The sequence below is a fragment of the Rhizobium sp. PRIMUS64 genome (assembly GCF_023006465.1).
Classification (GTDB): domain Bacteria; phylum Pseudomonadota; class Alphaproteobacteria; order Rhizobiales; family Rhizobiaceae; genus Rhizobium; species Rhizobium leguminosarum.
On sequence record NZ_JALBGX010000029.1, the window covers coordinates 1 to 17,374 of the forward strand.

Consider the following 17,374-nt stretch of genomic DNA (forward strand, 5'->3'; position numbering starts at 1 on the left):
GGACGCGCAACGGCCGCGCTCCGGGCGGGCCTCGCCTATCATCTCGCAGCCTTCTGCCCCGCGGTCGATCGCCCGACCCTTGCGAGGCTCAAGGCCGTCTACGGCGAGGAAGCGGTCGCATTCGCCCTCGGCCACATCAATCTTTCCACGGCAACGCCGCCGCTTGATCTGTTGAGCGAGCAGGCAAGGCATGTCGTCGAGGCCGATGGCTGGTCGATGCTGGCGCTTCTGGCAGACGAATACCGGATCTCTGCGGCATGGCGGTGGGCGGGCTGGCGCGACATGGCCGAAAACGGCTCGGCTTCCCTCTTGAAGAGCCCGGCGCTCGTTCTGGCGACGGCCGCTGTCGACGAGGTCGCCTCCATACAGGAAGGCGCCGGACGATGAGCTCGGGATTTGCGCGCCACGACCGCATCATTCCGGCGGAGAGTTTCGGCCAGATCAGAGAGGCGGCGCAAATTCTGGAGGCTGCCCGCCACGACGCCGCCCAATCGCAGGCGACACTTGCCGCCGCCAGCGAGCAGGCCGCCCAAAACGGCTATCGCGACGGGTTCGAACAGGGCGTTCGCGATGCCGCCGCACGGCTTGCCGCCTCGCTCGGAAAAGCCGAACAGGAAATTGCCAATCTCGACAGCTGGGTCGAGGCGGTGGTTCTGAAATCGGTCGGATTGATCCTCGGATCGATGGAGGCCGACGAGCGCACGAGGCGATTGGTCCGCCACGCCATATCCCAGACCGCTGAGGCCCAGGAGATCGCCCTGCATGTCGCCCCCGACGATGCCGCCATGATCGCCCGGGCAATTGCGGATATCGATCACCGCATCACTATCGAGACGGATCCGCTGATGTCTGCCGGCGAGATTATTCTGGAGACGTCGGCGGGACGCAGCCAGATCGGCTTGAAAGACCAGCTCGCCACCGTGATCGAGGCCCTCGTCCATGGTTGACGCGTTGCTTCGGATGGAGCGGAGACTCGAACAAACGGACGTGCGGCGGCAGAGCGGGCGCGTAAAGAGTGTTTCGGGCCTGCTGGTGCGGGCGCTCATCCCCTCGGTCAGGATCGGCGAGCTTTGTGAACTGCATGAGCCGGGCCGAGGTCGCATCGGCCTTGCCGATGTCGTCGGCATCGACGGCGAGACGGCGCTTCTCTCGCTTCACGGCGAAACCCGCGGCATCTCCCTGCGCACGGAAATCGTCCCGACCGGCCGGGAACCGGCCGTCTCCGTCGGCAATTTCCTGCTCGGCGCGATCGTCGACGCACACGGCAATATCCTGCGTCCCTCCGCCAACCCCGCCGGCGAGGACGCGCGTTTCCTGCAGCCGCTCTACGGCCAGCCGGTCGATCCTCTGTCGCGGCGCCCCATCCGCCAGCCGTTTACCTCGGGGATTGCCGCCCTGGACGGATTGCTGACCTGCGGCCAGGGCCAGCGCATCGGTATTTTCGGCGCGCCTGGCGCCGGCAAGTCGACGCTGGTGTCCCAGATCGTCGCCAACAACAAGGCCGATGTGATCGTCTGCGCCCTGGTCGGCGAACGCGGACGCGAGGTCGGCGAATTCGTTGCCGGCAACATGCCGGAAGGCGTCCCCTCGAATGTGGCGTTGGTTGTCGCCACATCCGATCGCCCGGCGCTGGAGCGGTTCAAGGCGGTGATGACGGCAACGGCGATCGCCGAATATTTTCGCGAGCAGGGAAAACATGTGCTGCTCGTCATCGATAGCGTCACCCGCATGGCCCGCGCCTTGCGCGAAGTGGGGCTTGCTGCCGGCGAACCGCCGGTGCGACGCGGCTTTCCGCCTTCCGTATTCGCCGTCTTGCCACAGATCTTCGAGCGCGCCGGCAACAGCGCAAACGGCACGATGACAGCTTTCTATACGGTCCTCGTCGAAGGCGAAGAGCAGGACGATCCGATTGCCGAAGAAACCAGATCGCTGCTGGACGGCCATATCGTGCTCTCCGACAAGATTGCCAGGGCGGGCAATTTTCCGGCGATCGATGTGCTGGCCAGCCGAAGCCGGACGATGAGCGCGGTGGTGAGCGAGAGCCATCGCCAGGCCGCCGACAGGCTGCGCGCCCTGCTGGCCCTCTATGACGAGGTGGAACTGCTGATTCGCGTCGGCGAATATCGCCAGGGGCGCGATGCCGCCGTCGACGAGGCCGTCGCCAAACACGGGCTCATCCAGCGCTTCCTGTTTGACGGCCAGGGCAAGCCGCAGCCGTTCGGCGTGATCGTCGAAGCGATCGAGGAGCTTGTCCGATGAATATCGCAGCGACCGCATGGCCCCGGTCATCGATGGCCGAGAGCTTCTTTTCCCGTTCCGACACGATGATGCGCGCCGCCTGGCAAATTCCGGTCCGGGAGCAGACGCTTTCCGTTCGCCCACTGTCCCCCGATATCGCAGCCGCGCGGATCGTCGATCCGGTCGGTCTTCTCTGCCGCATCGGCGAACGGGAGCAGATGCTGATTGCGTCGGCCGGCGCATTGCGGTTGCTGGCCGAAAGGCTTGAACCGCTGCTCCTCTGGGAAAAACTGTCGCCGCATGAACAGGCGGCGGTGGTCGAACATCAGTTCGTCGAGGCCTTCGAGGCAATCGAGAACAAGATCGGCATCAGCCTGTCGCTGCTGCAGATCGGCGTGGAGCCGCAGCCGGATGCCAGCGGCAATTTCGGCTTCGAAATCGGCTGGAACGGCATGAGCCTGCCCTTGAGCGGCCGCTTCGACGAGGCTTTTCTGAACGGGCTGGTCGGCTGGGCGAGCCGCCTGCCGCGCCGCACGCTCGATGCCCTGACGACGACCGTCGGCATCCGGCGCGGTTATGCCGTGCTGTCGGTCGGTGAGATCAAATCCCTGCGATTGGGGGACGGCATCGTCATCGATGGGGCGGCGCCGGAGACCGTGATCGCGATCACGGGTGAACGTTACCTTGCAACCTGCATGCGATCGGACAAAGGCGCGGTCCTCACCCAGCCGCTTCTGTCGACGCCAACCGGACCAATGAGGCATTTCATGACGAATGAAACCGTCGATCAGGAATTGCAGGGCGAGCCGCGTCCGTCGCCTGTCGACAGCATCCCGATCAAGCTGGTCTTCGATGCAGGACGGCTGGAGCTTCCGCTTCGCACACTCGAGACGATCGGCGAAGGTTATGTCTTCAATCTCGACAGGCCGCTGACGGATGCCGTCGATATCATCGCCCAGGGCCGTGTCATCGGGCGGGGGGAAATTATCTCCGTGGATGGATTGAGCGCCGTTCGCGTGACAATGCTGCACGACTGATGGAACAGACCTTTCCTCTTGCCCAGAGCCTCGTGGCGATGGCGGCGATCTCGATGCTGCCGGTCATTGCCGTGATAGCAACCTCCTTTACCAAGATTTCGGTCGTTCTCCTGATCGTGCGCAATGCGATCGGCATCCAGCAGACACCGCCGAATCTCCTGGTCTTTGCGATCGCCATCGTGCTCTCGGCCTTCGTGATGAACCCGGTGCTGCAGAACAGCTGGCAATTGCTGCTCGCCCATAGCGGCGATTTCGCCACGGTCAGTGGTATGGCGGACGGCATGGTCAAGGTGGCGGCACCGCTGAAGGATTTCATGCTGAAATTTTCCGATGCCGAGGTCCGCGACTTTTTCGTCCAGGCATCGCAGAAAATCTGGGCAAACGCACCGGTTAGCCCGATCGCCTCCGACGACATCACCGTTCTGACGCCGAGCTTCCTCGTTTCGGAACTGACGCGGGCATTCGAAATCGGATTTCTGATCTATCTGCCCTTCCTGATGATCGACTTCGCCGTCTCCGCCATTCTCGTGGCGCTCGGCATGCAGATGATGTCGCCGACGGTGGTTTCAACGCCGCTGAAGCTGCTGCTCTTCGTCTCGATCGACGGCTGGCGGCGACTGCTGGAAGGTCTGGTGCTATCCTATGCGCAGTGAGCAGCCTGCCATGACGAACGCACCGGTTCGGGTGCCTGCCGCGCAGACCGGAAAGGCTTGCCGTCATGGGTGAGGATCAGGTCGCAGCCGAAATCGGCATGTCCGTGATGGCGACCTTCGCCTTGGCCGGCCCTATTCTGGGCCTTGCCGCACTTCTCGGCCTCGTCATCGCCATCTTCCAGGCGGCGACGCAGATCCAGGAACAGACCATCGCGCAGATCGTCAAGATTTTCGTGATCTCCATCACCCTGCTGCTGTTCGGCCGGGTGTTGGCAACGCCGCTGATCGAACATTCCGTTCACATCCTCAACGACTTCCCGACCATGGTTCAGTGAGGCGAGGCGGATGGGGCCGGATCATCTTCCGCTCGTCGGCATCGAGGTCGCGGCACCGGCCGCAGCCATGCTCGGCGCCGCCCGCGCGCTCGGGATACTGCTGATCTTCCCGATCTTCTCGCTGTTCAGCATCGTCGGCATCCTGCGTTTCGGCCTCGCAATCGGCCTGTCGGCGCCCTCCGTCGCCTTCGCTTATTCGACGCTGGCGCTGGGGGATACGTCCTGGTTCGATCTGGCCGCCCTTTCGATGAAGGAACTTTGCTTCGGGGCGCTTGTCGGCATGGGGCTCGGCATTCCCTTCTGGGCGGCCCAGGCGGCGGGTGATATGACTGATGTCTATCGCGGTGCCAATGCCGCCAATCTCTTCGACCAGATCAACGCGCTGGAAACCGCGCCGCTCGGTTCGCTGATGATGTCGATCGCCCTGGTGATTTTCGTCAGCGCCGGCGGCATCATCGATCTGGTCGCGATTTTCTACAAGTCGTTCGAGTTCTGGCCGCTCTTCAAGCTCATGCCCGCCATGCCCGACGATCCGCTCGACATGATCCTCGGTGTATTCGGCCGGCTGTTCAAAGCGGCCGGATTGCTTGCCGCCCCGTTCATGATCGTCACCTGCGCGCTCGAATTGTCGCTGGCCTTCGTTGGCCGCTCGTCGAAACAATTCCCGCTGAACGATAGCCTGCCGGCCATCAAGAACTTCGCGGTCGTGGTCATTCTCGTCATCTACACGGCCTTCATCTCCAGCTATTTCCACGATCTCTGGATCGACGGATTCAACGAGGTGAAAGCCATGCTGGAGGTGACCCATGGCCAAAAATGACGATACCGAAGAAAAAACCCTGCCGCCGAGCCGGGTGAAGCTCGATCGGCTCCGCCGCGAGGGCCAGGTTCCCCGCTCGAAGGAAATCCCGGTTGCGATCTCCGTTCTTGCCATCGCCGTCTACGTCACCTGGGGCTTGCCTGATATCCTCGAGGATTTCACCCGCAGTTTCGATAGCGGCCTGCAGTCCGCCGCGCGGGCCGACCTCTCCGACGCCGTCACTGTCGGCTTGAGCGAAACCGGCGTGGCGCTGCTCGATCTCATGTGGCTGCCGCTTGCCATGGGTCTTGCCGCGACCATCCTGGTGTCGATCCTCGACGGGCAGGGGTTTCCCGTATCGTTCAAACATATGAGCTTCGATTTCACCCGGCTCAATCCGTTCGAGGGCATCAAGAGGCTTTTTTCGCTCGCGAGCATCGCCGAGTTCGTCAAGGGGCTCGTCAAGTTTGTCCTGCTCGCCGCCGCCGGCGGCGGTGCGATCCTCTATTTCCTCAACAGCATCTTCTGGTCGCCTCTTTGCGGAGAAGCATGCACGCTCTCCACGACAGCCCATCTCCTCGGCTCGATCCTCGTCATTGCCGCCGGCATCATGGTGGCGGCGGCCTTTTTCGATATCCGCATTTCGCGCGCGCTGTTCAGGCACGAACACCGCATGACCAAGACCGAGGCGCGGCGCGAATACAAGGATACCCAGGGCGACCCGAAGCTGAAATCGGCGCGCCGGCAAATCGGCGCGGAAATGCGCAGCAGCCCGCCGCGCAGGCAAGGACCAGGCCGGCAATGAAAAGCGGGAGCCTAAGCCGCCCGCTTGATCTTCGCTTTGCGGTTCCGGTGGTCGGGCGTCTCAGACGCCCGATTGGTTGTCACCTACACGCGTCCAGTTCTTCACATCGTCCAGCGTGATATCGGAGAGGAACGTCACGCTGGCAAGCGAGCTGTCGGTGCGGAAGACGTTGCTGCCGTGGGAGAACGCCCCGCCATCGATGGTGACGTCGGCGTCGATCTGCTTGCCGCCGTTGGTGCGCACGAGCGTGGTAAAGCCGTCAGCGACGAAATCCTTCAGATAGAACCTCGTGTCGGCATTGATCTGGAAGATCTTGTCGGTCGCGCCCTTGGCGGAGCCACCGATAATAGTGACGTCGCCGGCGCTTTTTACCGTCAGCGCATCCTCGCCGACATTCTGCCAATTGACGTTTTCGAGCGTCGCGCCGCCATAGACGTGAATGCCGTCGGCGCCATTCTCGCCGAGATCGACATTCTTGAGCGTGGCGCCGTTCTTGAGAATGAACAGCGGCGATTGGGTTTCGGACTGGCCGCCATCGCCGAGCTTGGACGAGGCCGTATAGGTCGCGCCCTTGCCGTCGAACACGCCGCCATCCACGACGATCGGCTCGTTGACGACGATGACGCTGCCCTCTTTCGAGAGGTCGGGTTTTTCCGTCGTGGTCTGCAAAGTCGTGGCCTGTTTCTCGTCGGATGGATCCACCTTCTTGGAGTGGGATTGCCAGTTGATGTGCTTGCGCAGCAGATCCTTGGGGTCGGAATCCATGCCGTTTTCCGACGTTTCCCGCGACTTCGGCACATAGGAGGTCAGCGTCGGCGGGTTGCCGGAGAAATCTTCGAAGGGCGAGACCTTGCGGGTTCGGATGGCGGTGAAATCCGTGTCGGCCCTATTGCTGCCGCCAAGGCAATCGGACTCAAGGTCGAAACGGGAGGTTCTGTCGAAGTCTATGGGCCTTTGTCCATCTACGCCACACATTGCATTCATCCCCAGTTGGTCTCGTCTACTTCACTTGCTCTATCAGCCCGGCCTTTGTTTGGAGCCGGCAGCGTTCCGGATTTGCCCGATCTCTCCGATGGTTTCGATCGTTATATCCCTGTCGATCTCCTCCGCCGCCAGCACCGGAATGCGGCAGTTGTGGTGGATCATCAGCGTCTGGGTGAGCAGGCGCCACTCGCCCGGCACGATGATGATGGGATCGTATCCCCGCTCGTTGGCGTCCTCGAGAGCCTGCCTGGCTTTCTCGGCCAGCAGGCGCAGCCTTTCGGCTATCTCGATCTTCTCGGTCGCTCCAGCGGCGTCATAGGAGCGGATGAAGTGGTCCCATTCGGCGGGAAGCACCAGCGCCGGCAGCAATCCGCGCCGGTCGAGAAGCCCGAAGGCGATCTGCTTGACCAGCGCGGCGCGCGCCATTTCGGCCAGGGCATCCGGCGCGTGATCGGTGCCGGCGTGCAGCATCACTTCCAGCAGTCCGCGCGGCTGGGAAAGCGTCACGCCGGAATCCAGCAGGCGTCTGACGACCGCGACCGTCAGCATCAGCGGCACCTGGGTGGCGACGTCGATCGCCAGTTTGCCGAGACGCGGTTCGAGGCTGCCCAGCCATTGTGCCGCGTCGTCGACGCTGAACAGGGCGCCGATATGGCGGCGGACGATGCGCACGATGTCGTCGGCAATCTGTTCGGCCGTCCGTTCGGGACCGCAGCTGACGAGACCGGCGGGCACGTTTTCGACCTGAAGGTGGATCAGATCCTCGGCCATGCGGGGATCGGCGTTGAACGTCGGCACCGTCACGGAGACGCCGACGGCGCGCGCCGCCATGCGGATCCGCCCGTCCAGCATTTCGCCGAGCCGCATCGCCTCAAGCCGCGCCAGCGTTTCCACCGAGACGGTGGCGACGACGGGATCGCCATATTTCGTCCGGTCGAGCGGATAGGAATTGGCGCTTTCCACGGCATTCGCCGATCCGGCTGCGGCCGGGCCGGTGCGCCGGCGATGCACCATAAAGGCAAGGCCCGCCAGGCACAGGCCGATTGCGCCGAGCACGCCTGTGGGAAATCCCGGCACGAAGCCCGCGCAGATCGTCAGCGCCGCCGCAATCGCCAATGCGCGGGGCTCCCGGAAGAGTTCGCGGCCGATATCGCTGCCGAGGCTGCCATTGCCGTCATCGGACACGCGGGTCACGACGATACCCGCCGAGACTGCCATCAGAATGGATGGGATCTGCGAGACCAGGCCGTCGCCGATCGACAGCAGCGTATAGAGATGGGCCGCCTCGGCAAAGCTCAGGCCCTTCTGGAAGATACCGATCGCCAGGCCGCCGATGAGATTGACGGCGACGATCACCAATCCTGCGACCGCATCGCCCTTGACGAAGCGCATGGCGCCGTCCATCGCGCCGAAGAACTGGCTCTCCTGTTCGAGACGCGACCGGCGCTTCTGCGCGGCTTCCGTGCTGATATGGCCGTTGCGCAGGTCGCTGTCGATGGCGAGCTGCTTGCCCGGCATGGCGTCGAGCGTGAAACGGGCGCCGACCTCGGCGATGCGCTCGGCGCCCTTCGTCACCACGATGAACTGCACCAGCGCCACGATCAGGAAAATGATCAGCCCGACGACGACATTTCCCGCAACGACGAAATCGCCGAAGGCCATGATGATCTCGCCGGCATCGGCGTCCGCCAGCACGAGCCGGGTCGAGGAAATCGTCAAGGCCAGGCGGAACAGCGTGCCGATCAGAATGACCGCGGGAAAGGTCGCGATTTCAAGCACGCTCTTCAGATAGGTCGTGGTGATCAGCACCACGAAAGCGAAGGAGAGATTGAAAGCGATCAGCACGTCCAGAACGATTGTCGGAAGCGGCAGCACCAGCATCGTCACGACGGAGGCGAAAAAAACCGCAAGCAGCATATCGGTGCGCTGCGCAAGCATGGCGATGGCGGATGACCTTACCTTCATGATCCGGCTTCCGACGCCATCGCCTATTCTTGTTCGCTGCTGGAAATTTCGGCGAGCTTCGGCTCGGCATTGCCGGCAGAGGCGAAATTGACCGTATCGTCCTCACTGTCACGGGAAACGATCATCTGGTCTTTGCCGATCTCCTTGATGCGCCAGCCGCTCGCAACGACATCGCCTTCCTCGTAGCGGCGACCGTCGGAGCCGATGATGAATCTGACGGGCGTATAGCCGGCGGCGGCGACGAAGCCGTCGAGACCGGAAGAGAGGGCGGTGAGATCGACGATGGAAACGGAACCCCGCCGGCTCATCGAGGCGATGATGCTGCGCAGCTTGGTCTCATCGGGCAGGCCGAGAGGCCGCGATCCTTCGCCGATGCGAATTTCGTCGGCGGTGGCGACGATGCTCAGATCTTGGGGAAGCTGAGCCATACGAATGGCCTGGCGGATTTCGGCAGCGATCGCCGCCGATGACGGCGCCGGTTCGGGCGCGGCGGAAACCTTGACGAGCGGGGCTTCGTGAGCCGGCGCATCGCTGTTGTAAAGGCCGGCCAGCAAAAGCAACGCCGCCAGCCCGAGAAGGCCGGCAGCCGCAATCCGGCGCGGCTCGAACCGCACGCGCCGGGCGCCGAGACCTTCGAGTTCGCAGATCGTGCCGTCGAAGGAGATGGTCTGTCTCTTCGTAAGGCTCATCGTCCGATCGCGCGGGATGGAACGACCGTCGATCGCCACGTCATCCCGCAACGCGGTCAACGACACCGTGTCGGAGCCGCGGGAGCGCTGCAGACTGATGGCAAAGGCGGGTTCCGGTTTGGCGCCTAGGATGATCAGGTCACAATCGGCGCTGCCGCCGACCACCTGCCGCTCCGCCGTCAACGGCAGAATGGAGCTGCGCCCGGCGCGCGTGATGCGCAAGACCGGTCCGCCGCTGCCTGACGCAGTGTTGCCGGCGTTACCTCTGAATGTCGGCGAAGAGGGATCTAGATCCATGGTCATCTTGTTCCCGAACCGTCCGTCGAGCGGCTTTTATTGTCTTCGAGAGCGGGGAAGCGAGACGGGCGAACCCGTCTCGCCATTGTTTCAATCAGCCTGGGCCGATCTTCTTGATGGCGTTTGCGACGCCATTGATCTTGGTGATTTCGGTTGCAACCTGCAGGCTCTGCGCGGTCGCTTCGTTCTGGGCCGACTTGAAGGCGGAAATCGCCGAGCCGATGCCCGCATCAAGTGTCGAAGTACTAGTGCTGGTAGCCATGTCTTGAACTCCTTGCATGGTTTTGGCGGCCAGAACCTTGCAGAATTCAAGATCGAATTCAATAGCTTATGTTAAAAAGTTATTAATTCGCGATATGTACAACAAATGCGCGAAATGGATATCCGTCCTGTTCCCAGCAGACCGATGATCTGCAACAGTAGATCAGATAATTATTAATAGACTGGATTTTGCAGCCCCTGCCTTCCTTCGTTCATTAGTTGTCGGGCGATATCCGGATCGTGAGGTAAACTCAGATGTTTGCGCGTTTTGTTTACATGGCCGCTATCGGACTGCTGGCCTCCTTTCCTCCACCGGCCGGCGCCAGCGAGCGGGAGGTGCGCCTGGATGTCGTCTCCCTGCCGCTTGGCGATGTTGTCCAGACGTTGTCCTTCATGTCCGGCATCCCGGTCACGACAGTCGGGACACTGAGCGGCAAGGTCGAGCACTGGTCCGTGCGGGAAAGCGGAGCCAAGGCCTTCGTCAAGCTTGGCGATGCCAGCAATCTCTTCGTCGCCTATGACGGCAGCCGCATCATCATCGCGCCGAAGCAGGAGGTCTCCACCGTTGTCCTCGATCGCGGCGGCCGCAGCTGGAAGACCGAGCAAAACGCCATTCGCGCGCTGTTCCCGCTGCTGCCGGACGATGCGCTGCGTGAAGATCCCGCCAGCGGCTTGGTGCTGGTGCGCGGGCCCGCCGTCTTCACCAAGGCCGTCGAAGACGTGCTGAGCCGGCAGCAAGCCGACAGCATCAAGGTCATCAAGGGCGGCCAGCTGGAAATCCTGACGACGAACAACGGTGCCTGAGCGGCTGATATGAAGGCGCTGAAATCTCTCAGGCAGTTGCTGCAGATCCGCAGCCTGCGGGCCGACAATCTTTCCCGCAGCCTCTCTGAGGCGCGGGCGGATGCCGAAAGCGCGCGGGAGCGGGAAGCAAAAGCCTCCGAAGCGCTCGACATCGCGGCAAGCCGGGCCGCCGGCAATCCTGTCGTCGACGCATTGCGCAAGAGCGACGTTATCTCCGCCGCCGAGCTTCAGGACGCGCTGATGCGACAATCCGTATTGCGCAGCCATGAAGCCGATGCCAGCCTATCGCTTGCGCAGCGCAAAGCCGCCCGGCGCGCCGCGCAAGAGCGGGCAGAACACGTCGCCGCCGATTTTTCGCGGGCACAGAAGGCGGTATTGCGCACCGAGTTTTCGCTTGAAGCAGCGGAGAAAATCGACCGGTAGGGAGCTAAGAACCAGCAGATGAACCAACCGGCTTCTGTTCTTCCATCTCTTCATCGACAATCGAGCTGACGAGGGCAACGATCCGGCTGCGCACACGCGGAGAAAGGAGCAAAACGTCGTCTATCAGACGCCGTCCCTCCGCCGTGGAAATATAGGCAATCTTCTCATCGATCTCTGTTATGATTTGCTGGCCCTGAGTGGTTTCGGGATCTGGAAGACCTTCGAAAAACCTCGAAACAGGGATCTTGAGGCAATTGGCAAGCTCGTAGAGCATCGAAGCGCTGACGCGGTTCTTACCGCTTTCATATTTTTGTACCTGCTGCAAACTGACCCCGATGCCGGCGCCGAGATCCCCTAGGGATACATTCGACTGCATTCGGCGGATACGGATTTGCTGTCCGACATGCCGATCAACTGGATGCACCAACTCGCGCGCTAAATTCGACTGTTCGGCTTGCGCAGGCCTCGAAGTCCGGACCTGTGCTGCTGCATAGCGCTTCATGGTGGACACCCCGATGGAGAGTTTCACGCGGTGCGCCCCCGCTGAAAACTCGCTAAACCCACTGATCGGGGAGTTGGAAACCGTACACGACGGTCCTGTGGCCTTTAGTTCCGAGGAACCTGGACATACGCCACAGGCTCCTCGACCGAAGGTCAAGGAGTGTGATGCCGTTACGGCCGGCATCAACCACGTGTAGGGGTTTCCACACCCCAGGGCAGCGCGTACTGCCCTATCGAAAAAGATAGCGGGAATCCGCCCGCTGCGCAACCGAATTCTTTACAAGATTCAATAGCTTCGCTTTACGCTCGGACACTTGCCTCAAAAGCGAGAGGTCACGCTTCGGGCGGTAAAGTGGTCAGAAAACCAAAGGAGGTGCGATCAGCGGAACGCCCATTGCGAGGATTGTCTGCCCACTCTCCCGGAAGAGATGACGATGACACCTGGGAGAGCGCGGACGTCGTGGCGATCGAGGAGACGGACGATACCGTCACCGTACTTCTCTGGCATCTGAAATACTCGCAGGCAGTAATGGGGCGCCGGGCGGACGATCTTTACCTCGTTTGCGGTCAAGCACAGAAGGGGGTGAAGGGGACATGGAGCTTGAAGAACCTCATCAACCACCTGACCGTGAGAGAAACATCACATCTTAAGGGCCGGGCCCGTTTCATTCGAGGCAGCCTGAATGACTTGGCCACGCTTCGAAAGGCTGCCCGACGCAAGTTCATCGAGTACCGGATCGGGATTGTACAGCCGGGTCTTAACGGTGAAAACATACCCGCAGAACATCTTGCGCTTCTGGGAGCGACTGCCACTTCATACTGTCTGTCACCGGGTGTCCCCTAATGACTGTCGCGAACCGCACCGATCCAGCTTAGCTGCCGGCCACCGTCTCCAGCGGCGCTACTTTCCATGACGGCAGGGCCGCCGCGAACTGTCACGGCCTTCTTGGGGCTTTCGATATCGAAATTGACGTTGTAGCGGTTCCACTCTGTAACAGCGGCAGAGCCGCCGACAAAATCAGGGGTAGGAATGCTCGATGTCCTGCCGATTGTTGCGGCGGGTGCATAGCTGCAGTGCAACATAGACGCTGGCTTCATGGCGCTGGCCCGAGTATTGCTATTTTCATCGAAGCGATGCTTCCTCCCGCAACGCTTCGAAGTTTAGACGGCCCACTCCTCCTCCCAAAGGGACGTCTGTGGGAACAGCGGCACTCCTCCTCCCAGGTCGCCGTTCGGTTCTTTTAGGAAAGCCTGCCGCACCTCCTCCCGCGGCAGGCTTTTCTATTTCGGGGCGATGGGCCGTCAGAGCCCGAGATCAAGTTGGGACTGGGGTCGTGCATTGCCGATCGGAGGTCGTCAGCGTTGAAAGCGTGACGCCGAGCAGCCGCACTGGCCGCTTGAATGGATAGACAGTCGCCAATCGACGGGGCATCGTTCGATGGTGTGCTCGAAGATCTTGGCTGGTTCGGCAAACGGTTCACGCCGGACATGCGCGCCGATGTGCTGCTGTTTCGAGCGGGAGACCGGCGGCTGGTTGCCGTGGATCCCAAATGGATCCCGCTTCGGCTAACGTTGCGTTTTTATAAGATCGACAGGACGCGTGTGGCAAGCAACCAAGTTTTCCTATCTCCAGCGCCGGCTGCGGGCGAGGGCCCGGTCGCGTCTTTGAAGGCCATGATGTTCGGCTGCGTCAAGAGCGCGGCCATGGTCTATGACGATCAACCCATCGTCGACCATTTCCGGCGGATCGACGCCGAGAGGATCATGGGCGCGAAATTTCGCTCTGCGCAAGTAAGGCACGAACCGTCGAGACGGCAGTTCCTAATGAGCTCATCGAAAGGACATATCATGCTGAAATACAAGCTCTACGTACTCGTGGTAAAAGCCGACGGGAATCTCGCGATCCTCGCCGCGCTTGCCATGGTTCTTACCGCGATATGGCGCGGCGTTTTACCCATAGGAAGTTTCTACTAAAAGACTGGAGGTGCAGGATCATTCCTGCACCCTCCTCACATATCACCGCGTTCGCAGTACGCGTGTCACCTATCTCTCACGCGCAACAGCGGAAACGACAAGGTCTGTCATTTGAGAGTTACCCGGAGCACCCCACCAGTCGCAGAGGGACAGGTAGGAGAAGTCGCTCACACTGTCACCGTAGCCGATCACTGGGCGACCTGGATGCTCCGTCCGAAGCTTTTTGAGCAGAAATTGTGAGGCCACCCGTTTTGAGATCGCAGGCGGAACTAGCGCAAGGTTATTGCCGTTGTGGTGTCGAACCCAACCCCGTTTTTCTCGAATGATCGGCACAATCTCTTCAAGGCGTGAGCCGTCTCCGTCAATCTCTTTGAAGACAACATATGTCGCGAGATCAGCTTCCATCACCGACCAGCACCGGATGTGGACGCCAAGTTCCCTCGCCTTGGTCCTGCCCTCATCGAGGAGCTTATCGAAAAAGCCGGCAAGCGGCCGGAGCTCCCTTGCGACGACCTCATGCCATTCGGCGTCAGGCTTGCCGTCCTTTTTGAGGATGACGGCACCGTTCGATACGATTGAGTAGCTTTCAAACGCGATCGTAACGCGCGAAAGAGCCTCAGAGCCGCGCGCCGTAACCGGGATGGCCTCCGTGGAGACGAGCAGCCACTCGACAAAGGCAGCTTGAATCTTCGTCATATAGGAGTTGCTTCCATTAATGGATTTGGACGCCAATACCAGATCGGCTTCCGCAATCTCCGGTATCTTTTTCTTGGTTTGAAACAAGGTGTCGTCAAGGTCCACCAGAGCAATGGGCTTCATATGCGTACTCCAAAATGCGACTGGTTAAATATCTGATCGATTGCCAGATGTGAGTTTTCGCGGATTTTCCATTGGCAATGAATTTTACGATACGGAATTTGTCACATCTCAGTTTCCTTGACCTGCGCGCCGAGCTCGTAAGTAGACATACGTGGAGATTAGGAGACGTGCCGGATCAGCGTGACGGCGCGGTAGGGGGCGATCTTTCTAGGGGAGACGACATACGGGACGCCTTTGTTGTCGATCAGGTACATGAGGGCCGCGAGTTCTGGATCGGTTGGCGACGAGACGTACACCTTTTCCGGCACACGTCGCAGGATGGCCCTGGTCGCCTCCGCAATGCCCGGCTTTACTCGGTTGATGTTTGTTACGGCGTCCTCCCCCATCACCCAGGCGACGGCAGCGGCGGCGGCATCGCGATGCGCCCGGCGGGTCTCGATACTCCAGACGCTCGGGATTTCGGTTGCAATCACAGTGGAGACATCATTCCACATACCATCCACGAATGATCGGGAAATATCGTGTTGCGCGAGATTATCCCACTGGACGCAGGCGTGGAAGTCACCGGGACCGACGAGGGCAGCGTTGAGGATCGAGCGGCTGATAAGCCCGGATACGGTGCATCCTAGCATTCCGGAGGGAATAAGCCAGTCGTCGCCCGATGCGGCGAGCCATGCGCAGCCGCAGGGGTCGGCCAATACAACTAGCCGCGCAGGCCGGTCTGAGTAGTCCTTGAAGCTCTTTTCGAGTTGGTTCGCAATTGCTCCTTTGCCCGTCCAGCTATCTACGAAGACGATGCTCTCGACAGGACGCCTGGCAAGAATGTGGCGCATAGCCTCGTCGTCAACGCCCTTGTCGCGAATGATCGACAACCCGTAGTGTCCGACGTCCCGGCCGAGTAAGGCGATGGCCCTCTTGAGAAGGATGCCGAAGGGCACGCCGGCGCGGACCAAACTGACAAGGGTAATAGGACCCTCGACCGACTGCACGATCGCGAGGGCGAGGCGTGCCGTCTCGGCGCCCATGCGCGGGCCACCAGTGGCCATGGCCTTAGCAAACAGGTCCATGTATTCGCGGGTCGGGGCCATCTCGGCGGAAATCATTTCCGAGTAATGCCGCCGCCCGGATTGGATGGCCTCTTCCCTCGTGGCCGTGTCAGTAGGCTGAATATCCACTCTCTTGAGAAGGAGCGTCACGTCGTATTCGGCGTAGGAGCCTAGTGTGGCAGGGGAGGCGATGCTGTCATAGATATCCCCCATGGGAGTGATGTCCTTAGATAACGCGACAGCAGTGTTGTGTCGCTGTGGACTGGCGGAAATGTCCGATCGAGTGAGCCGATTTCGAAGCGGCAGACCGCATGGCCTAAGGCGGCTTCATTCACCTTCTACGTCTGAAAGGACAATGGGATCGCCCAGTGCGGACATCAGGCTGGCACAGACATTTTCCGGGCCTGTCTCCGAGCAGAGTATAATTTTCGAGTACAGCGCTGGATCGACGTTGTAGAGGTAATGTGGAACCGTTCCGCCGTAGTTGTCGGAGAACGAAAGTACTGAACCGATCGCGTGGCCTTTCGACAGGGGGGAACGCGTCACGGATGAATAGAAAACCTCAGCGCCCTCCTTTTCCAAGCGCTCCGCAAGCAGGAAGGGCTGCCACACGTGTTCGCCCGTTCCGAGTACGAGGGTAATCCCGTCATCGGCAGCGTTTGCATTGAGACCCTGCAAGTGATCGACGACGCCGAGACGCGCCCAGTCTCGAGCGACGTCGGGACAGACCTCGGGCCGCTTAGGACGGTCACAGTAAGGGACCTGCGGAGTAGCTGCCGTGAAATCCCCACGCGGAGTCCAACTGTACCGTCCGGAAACGATAGTAGCCTCACTGACTGTTCCCGTGATCTCCGCGCGGGCAGCGCCTTCTGACCAGTCGGTAAGCGTAAGTAGGACTGTGTGCTTCAGCTTCAAACGAATTTTTGCGGGAAGGGCAGCGAAGATGTTGGCAAATGTCTTACCTGTCGAAGCCTCATCGTCAACGAGTACCAAGCCGGTCGCACCATGAACCAAGTCGCGGAGCCTTGCCTCGCATGGTTCGTGCAGGAGGTGCCGCGGGGCATGGCTATGCTCTTCCTCAAATTCGCACAGCAGCGGCAGTTTAAGATCATGGCGAGTGGAGCAGATATATATTGCATCGCCGCGACCAGTGAGTTCGCGGAACCGCCGATGGACACCCGCACCAAGGCCAATGCCCGCTTCGGCTATTCCGATGAACAAAACCGGACCAGGAATATCGGCAGGAATCTGACGTGCAAGGAGGTCGAATGCATTTCCCATGACCGAAGGGCGGATCGGCAGGAATCGACCAAGAACCTTGGAAACAAACAGAAACGAGCGGTTCGGGTTGATTCGCTGCCCGAAGCCGAACATCTCGATGGGGGGTACAAGGCTTCGATCCACGTGAACCGAGATAGTGCCGTCGGCGAGTTGCGCAGAGTATGTTGAAGGATTCACCATTGCCAGCTTTCGAAAGTACGGACGTTTACCGTGGAAAAAATCCGTCCCATATGTTTCTGTGACGCCGCACGCTCATTGGCGTCTCGTTGACGAGCAGGGTAGCACTTACCTCTCGAGGCTCAGAGTGCATCCGCGCCACGATATCGCAGGAGAATTCGCCGGCCCTTGGCGCGAAGGCCAGCACGGCGCGAGCGCCTCCCTGGTTTCAGCTTCGTTGGGGCTAAATCCCGATCTGAGGCCTTCCTGCCCCGTCGATGCGGCTCGTGACCCATCTCCGACAAAG

Annotated in this window: 19 protein-coding genes and 3 pseudogenes; 12 read left to right on the top strand and 10 right to left on the bottom strand. The window is 60.8% G+C overall.

The window, feature by feature from the left end; translation table 11 throughout:
• The 8 genes and pseudogenes from MOV76_RS14115 to MOV76_RS14150 all read left to right on the top strand — a co-directional run.
• A pseudogene (locus MOV76_RS14115) lies at positions 1-387 on the top strand (hypothetical protein); the annotation flags it as partial.
• The gene (gene sctL / locus MOV76_RS14120) at positions 384-947 is read left to right on the top strand and encodes a type III secretion system stator protein SctL (RefSeq protein WP_046977179.1); all 564 of its coding nucleotides are present in this window, start codon (positions 384-386) and stop codon (positions 945-947) included. The pseudogene MOV76_RS14115 and the gene sctL, both read left to right, overlap by 4 nt.
• Positions 940-2,259: a FliI/YscN family ATPase gene (locus MOV76_RS14125; protein WP_046977180.1), complete on the top strand. Its 1,320-nt coding sequence runs from the start codon at positions 940-942 to the stop codon at positions 2,257-2,259. Before sctL ends, MOV76_RS14125 begins: the two co-directional genes overlap by 8 nt.
• On the top strand, positions 2,256-3,275 hold the full coding sequence (locus tag MOV76_RS14130) for a FliM/FliN family flagellar motor switch protein (RefSeq protein ID WP_046977181.1): 1,020 nt from the start codon (positions 2,256-2,258) through the stop codon (positions 3,273-3,275). The genes MOV76_RS14125 and MOV76_RS14130 overlap by 4 nt, the downstream gene beginning before the upstream one ends.
• Positions 3,275-3,928 carry a type III secretion system export apparatus subunit SctR gene (gene sctR / locus MOV76_RS14135; protein ID WP_046977182.1) on the top strand — a complete coding sequence of 218 codons (654 nt, stop codon included), beginning with the start codon at positions 3,275-3,277 and terminating at the stop codon, positions 3,926-3,928. The genes MOV76_RS14130 and sctR overlap by 1 nt, the downstream gene beginning before the upstream one ends.
• 65 nt (positions 3,929-3,993) lie before the next feature.
• A complete protein-coding gene (locus MOV76_RS14140) occupies positions 3,994-4,263 on the top strand; it encodes a flagellar biosynthetic protein FliQ (RefSeq protein ID WP_046977183.1) in 270 nt (89 codons plus the stop codon).
• 10 nt (positions 4,264-4,273) lie between these two features.
• Positions 4,274-5,083 (top strand): EscT/YscT/HrcT family type III secretion system export apparatus protein, encoded by an 810-nt coding sequence (locus MOV76_RS14145; RefSeq protein WP_046977184.1) that lies wholly within the window; start codon positions 4,274-4,276, stop codon positions 5,081-5,083.
• The gene (locus tag MOV76_RS14150; protein ID WP_046977185.1) at positions 5,070-5,867 is read left to right on the top strand and encodes an EscU/YscU/HrcU family type III secretion system export apparatus switch protein; all 798 of its coding nucleotides are present in this window, start codon (positions 5,070-5,072) and stop codon (positions 5,865-5,867) included. Before MOV76_RS14145 ends, MOV76_RS14150 begins: the two co-directional genes overlap by 14 nt.
• Positions 5,868-5,927: 60 nt before the next feature.
• On the opposite strand, the gene MOV76_RS14155 is transcribed toward MOV76_RS14150, so the two are convergent.
• The 4 genes from MOV76_RS14155 to MOV76_RS14170 form a co-directional block, all read right to left on the bottom strand.
• A complete protein-coding gene (locus MOV76_RS14155; RefSeq protein ID WP_046977186.1) occupies positions 5,928-6,842 on the bottom strand; it encodes a pectate lyase in 915 nt (304 codons plus the stop codon).
• Between the two features lie 42 nt (positions 6,843-6,884).
• Complete coding sequence (locus MOV76_RS14160) at positions 6,885-8,816, bottom strand: flagellar biosynthesis protein FlhA (RefSeq protein ID WP_064820007.1); 1,932 nt, start codon at positions 8,814-8,816, stop codon at positions 6,885-6,887.
• A gap of 23 nt (positions 8,817-8,839) precedes the next feature.
• Complete coding sequence (locus MOV76_RS14165; RefSeq protein ID WP_064820008.1) at positions 8,840-9,808, bottom strand: hypothetical protein; 969 nt, start codon at positions 9,806-9,808, stop codon at positions 8,840-8,842.
• A gap of 88 nt (positions 9,809-9,896) precedes the next feature.
• A complete protein-coding gene (locus MOV76_RS14170; RefSeq protein WP_007636000.1) occupies positions 9,897-10,064 on the bottom strand; it encodes a hypothetical protein in 168 nt (55 codons plus the stop codon).
• A 254-nt stretch (positions 10,065-10,318) separates the two neighbouring features.
• Between MOV76_RS14170 and MOV76_RS14175 the strand changes: the two genes are divergently transcribed.
• Positions 10,319-10,867, top strand: coding sequence for a hypothetical protein (locus tag MOV76_RS14175; protein ID WP_008534289.1), 549 nt, complete (start codon positions 10,319-10,321; stop codon positions 10,865-10,867).
• 9 nt (positions 10,868-10,876) lie between these two features.
• On the top strand, positions 10,877-11,290 hold the full coding sequence (locus MOV76_RS14180; protein ID WP_064820009.1) for a hypothetical protein: 414 nt from the start codon (positions 10,877-10,879) through the stop codon (positions 11,288-11,290).
• A 4-nt stretch (positions 11,291-11,294) separates the two neighbouring features.
• On the opposite strand, the gene MOV76_RS14185 is transcribed toward MOV76_RS14180, so the two are convergent.
• Positions 11,295-11,792, bottom strand: coding sequence for a helix-turn-helix domain-containing protein (locus tag MOV76_RS14185; protein ID WP_064820010.1), 498 nt, complete (start codon positions 11,790-11,792; stop codon positions 11,295-11,297).
• A 459-nt stretch (positions 11,793-12,251) separates the two neighbouring features.
• Between MOV76_RS14185 and MOV76_RS14190 the strand changes: the two genes are divergently transcribed.
• Complete coding sequence (locus tag MOV76_RS14190; protein ID WP_008534295.1) at positions 12,252-12,635, top strand: hypothetical protein; 384 nt, start codon at positions 12,252-12,254, stop codon at positions 12,633-12,635.
• Here the strand turns inward: MOV76_RS14190 and MOV76_RS14195 are convergent.
• Together MOV76_RS14195 and MOV76_RS14200 are read right to left on the bottom strand one after the other, a co-directional pair.
• A complete protein-coding gene (locus tag MOV76_RS14195; protein ID WP_018447059.1) occupies positions 12,632-12,889 on the bottom strand; it encodes a hypothetical protein in 258 nt (85 codons plus the stop codon). The two genes, MOV76_RS14190 and MOV76_RS14195, sit on opposite strands and share 4 nt — an antisense overlap.
• A gap of 204 nt (positions 12,890-13,093) precedes the next feature.
• Positions 13,094-13,211, bottom strand: a pseudogene (locus tag MOV76_RS14200) (DNA polymerase IV); the annotation flags it as partial.
• 5 nt (positions 13,212-13,216) lie between these two features.
• Between MOV76_RS14200 and MOV76_RS40095 the strand changes: the two are divergent.
• Positions 13,217-13,564: pseudogene (locus tag MOV76_RS40095) on the top strand (DUF4334 domain-containing protein); the annotation flags it as partial.
• Between the two features lie 270 nt (positions 13,565-13,834).
• Here MOV76_RS40095 and MOV76_RS14210 read toward each other — a convergent pair.
• From MOV76_RS14210 to MOV76_RS14220, 3 genes are all read right to left on the bottom strand, one after another.
• Positions 13,835-14,584, bottom strand: coding sequence for a hypothetical protein (locus tag MOV76_RS14210; RefSeq protein ID WP_004675991.1), 750 nt, complete (start codon positions 14,582-14,584; stop codon positions 13,835-13,837).
• A gap of 158 nt (positions 14,585-14,742) precedes the next feature.
• Positions 14,743-15,843, bottom strand: coding sequence for a cysteine protease StiP domain-containing protein (locus MOV76_RS14215; protein ID WP_077991529.1), 1,101 nt, complete (start codon positions 15,841-15,843; stop codon positions 14,743-14,745).
• Between the two features lie 114 nt (positions 15,844-15,957).
• Entirely contained in the window at positions 15,958-17,091 is a 1,134-nt protein-coding gene (locus MOV76_RS14220; protein ID WP_225884181.1) for a phosphoribosyltransferase domain-containing protein, read from the bottom strand.
• Positions 17,092-17,374: the final 283 nt, after the last annotated feature.

Coding starts and splice junctions, on each gene's coding strand:
- MOV76_RS14165 (WP_064820008.1), bottom strand. CDS start 9,808: ATGACCATGGATCTAGATCCCTCTTCGCCGACATTCAGAGGTAACGCC.
- MOV76_RS14155 (WP_046977186.1), bottom strand. CDS start 6,842: ATGTGTGGCGTAGATGGACAAAGGCCCATAGACTTCGACAGAACCTCC.
- MOV76_RS14170 (WP_007636000.1), bottom strand. CDS start 10,064: ATGGCTACCAGCACTAGTACTTCGACACTTGATGCGGGCATCGGCTCG.
- MOV76_RS14215 (WP_077991529.1), bottom strand. CDS start 15,843: ATGGGGGATATCTATGACAGCATCGCCTCCCCTGCCACACTAGGCTCC.
- MOV76_RS14195 (WP_018447059.1), bottom strand. CDS start 12,889: ATGAAGCCAGCGTCTATGTTGCACTGCAGCTATGCACCCGCCGCAACA.
- MOV76_RS14150 (WP_046977185.1), top strand. CDS start 5,070: ATGGCCAAAAATGACGATACCGAAGAAAAAACCCTGCCGCCGAGCCGG.
- MOV76_RS14220 (WP_225884181.1), bottom strand. CDS start 17,091: ATGGTGAATCCTTCAACATACTCTGCGCAACTCGCCGACGGCACTATC.
- MOV76_RS14185 (WP_064820010.1), bottom strand. CDS start 11,792: ATGAAGCGCTATGCAGCAGCACAGGTCCGGACTTCGAGGCCTGCGCAA.
- MOV76_RS14210 (WP_004675991.1), bottom strand. CDS start 14,584: ATGAAGCCCATTGCTCTGGTGGACCTTGACGACACCTTGTTTCAAACC.
- MOV76_RS14175 (WP_008534289.1), top strand. CDS start 10,319: ATGTTTGCGCGTTTTGTTTACATGGCCGCTATCGGACTGCTGGCCTCC.
- MOV76_RS14145 (WP_046977184.1), top strand. CDS start 4,274: ATGGGGCCGGATCATCTTCCGCTCGTCGGCATCGAGGTCGCGGCACCG.
- MOV76_RS14160 (WP_064820007.1), bottom strand. CDS start 8,816: ATGAAGGTAAGGTCATCCGCCATCGCCATGCTTGCGCAGCGCACCGAT.
- MOV76_RS14180 (WP_064820009.1), top strand. CDS start 10,877: ATGAAGGCGCTGAAATCTCTCAGGCAGTTGCTGCAGATCCGCAGCCTG.
- MOV76_RS14130 (WP_046977181.1), top strand. CDS start 2,256: ATGAATATCGCAGCGACCGCATGGCCCCGGTCATCGATGGCCGAGAGC.
- sctL (WP_046977179.1), top strand. CDS start 384: ATGAGCTCGGGATTTGCGCGCCACGACCGCATCATTCCGGCGGAGAGT.
- MOV76_RS14125 (WP_046977180.1), top strand. CDS start 940: ATGGTTGACGCGTTGCTTCGGATGGAGCGGAGACTCGAACAAACGGAC.
- sctR (WP_046977182.1), top strand. CDS start 3,275: ATGGAACAGACCTTTCCTCTTGCCCAGAGCCTCGTGGCGATGGCGGCG.
- MOV76_RS14140 (WP_046977183.1), top strand. CDS start 3,994: ATGGGTGAGGATCAGGTCGCAGCCGAAATCGGCATGTCCGTGATGGCG.